We start from the raw sequence: 1882 nt of genomic DNA on the forward strand, positions 1-1882 counted from the left end.
TTGAGCACCTCGACCAACCGCTCGAACGGCACATCCGCGTGCGCGAACGCGTGCAGGTCGGCGTCACGACACCGTGCTCGGTACCGCGGAGGGCTTGCGGCCGGGCATGTTTGCCGCGCGTGTGCCGCCCGCGTTGATCATGTTGCATCCGCCGCGCGAGACGCGGCCCTCGCTGCCCGAGTGCACGGGCGCGGCGTCCGGCTGTCTGCTGTTGCCGGGACTTCCGCATCTGGGACTCGAACATCGGGCGGCTTGGGTGGAAACCGATAGCGACGGGACGGTGACCTCGATGGTTTCGCGGGTCGGGGTGGATCCGATCAGCGATCCCGACACCGCGGTTCTGGCCATGCTGCTGGCCGCGTAAGGGTTCCCGAAACCTTCCGGCAGCGTCGCCAAACTTATTGCGCGCATTGCGATTTCGACAACAGCGGTTTGCAAGCGCCCGGTTTGCCGGAGTAGAGTGGCGGCGAGCGAAGGGGAGTAGCCCCCAATCACGCCGTCGACATACTGATCCTTTTCCGGATCCGGCGCGTGAACCGGAACTCTTCCGGTGGGCGAGACCTTCGGCCGAGAACAAACCAAACCGATTGACCGGTGCGGTGTCGGCTGAAGCGCCCCCGCATTCAGCCGACAGGCCGGAAACCTGGGAGCTGACCTTCATGATCGCCACGATATTGCTGAGCTTCGGCGTGCTCTTCCTCGCCGAACTGGGCGATAAATCGCAACTCATGGCCTTGACCTTCGCACTGCGCTACCGCTGGTGGGTGGTGCTGACCGGCATCACGGTCGCGAGCATTCTGGTCAACCTCATCGCCGTCGGCGTCGGCCACTTCCTGGGTGCGGCGCTGCCGACCGGTGTCATCTCCCTCTTCGCGGCCGCCACCCTGATCGGCGTGGGCCTGTGGACGCTGCGCGAAACCCTGCACGCGGGCGGCGACGACGCCGAGGTCGCGGCGGAACCCAAGTCCCGCAATGCCTTCCTGGTGGTCGTGTCCGCCTTCCTGCTCGCCGAACTCGGCGACCGGACCATGTTCGCCACCATGGCCCTGGCCACCAAGAACGGCTGGGTCGCGGTGTGGATCGGCTCGGTGGCGGGCATGGTGGCCGCCGGCGGGCTGGCCATCCTGATCGGCGTCACCATCGGCAAGCACATTCCGGAACGCATCATCGCCGTCTGCTCGGGACTGCTGTTCCTGTACTTCGGCGCGCTGACACTGCTGGAAGCGTTCGCCCATGGACTGGGCACCCCGGTCGCCGCGGTGGCGGCACTGGCGCTGCCCGCCCTCGCGGGTGCGGTGCTGCTGGTCCTGCGCCGCCGCGGCGCGACACCCTCAGACGTCGAGCACCGGATCGCCGAACAGTTCTCCGCTGCGCCGCACGAGGTTCAGTAGCGGCGCGCGCAATTCCCGCAGACCGTCCAGATCGCCGACCGCGATGCGCGCGGTGACCATGGACGACAGCGCCGCCACCAGGGTCTGGCAGGCGAAGCGCTGGGATTCGGTCTCCGCGCCCAGCACGTCGGCGACCATCGCCACGAAGGTCTCCTGCATCTGGGTGCGCCGGGCGATGGCCTCGGTGCCGACCGCGTAGACCTCCACCAGAAACAGCCGGGCATAAGCGGGCTGGCCCGCGAGCGCGTCCAGGTACGCGCCGAGCAGGCGGCCCATCCGCTCGGTGCGGGTCTCACCGTCGAATTCCGCGCCCGTGGCGGCCAGCACGCCGGTCAGCATGAGTTCCACCGCGCGCTCGTAGGCGGCCTCGAAACAGTCCTCCTTGGAACGGAACTGCTCGTAGAAGGTCTCACGGGAGACGCCCGCGCGCTTGATGACCGCGGCCACCGGGGTCCCGACATAGCCGTTCTCGGTCATCGCCTCGGCCATGG

General features: G+C 68.0%; 2 protein-coding genes and 1 pseudogene. 2 read left to right on the forward strand and 1 reads right to left on the reverse strand.

All coding sequences use genetic code 11. From position 1 onward, the window contains the following. Positions 1-88: 88 nt before the first annotated feature. A pseudogene (locus tag ACWELQ_RS44920) lies at positions 89-364 on the forward strand (peptidase); the annotation flags it as partial. A 295-nt stretch (positions 365-659) separates the two neighbouring features. Continuing rightward, on the forward strand, positions 660-1391 hold the full coding sequence (locus tag ACWELQ_RS44925; RefSeq protein ID WP_452403060.1) for a TMEM165/GDT1 family protein: 732 nt from the start codon (positions 660-662) through the stop codon (positions 1389-1391). On the opposite strand, the gene ACWELQ_RS44930 is transcribed toward ACWELQ_RS44925, so the two are convergent. Then, on the reverse strand, positions 1332-1882 hold a 551-nt coding region (locus ACWELQ_RS44930), incomplete at its 5' end, for a TetR/AcrR family transcriptional regulator (protein WP_452403061.1). The genes ACWELQ_RS44925 and ACWELQ_RS44930 overlap by 60 nt on opposite strands.

The organism is Nocardia sp. NPDC004722 (assembly GCF_053601505.1).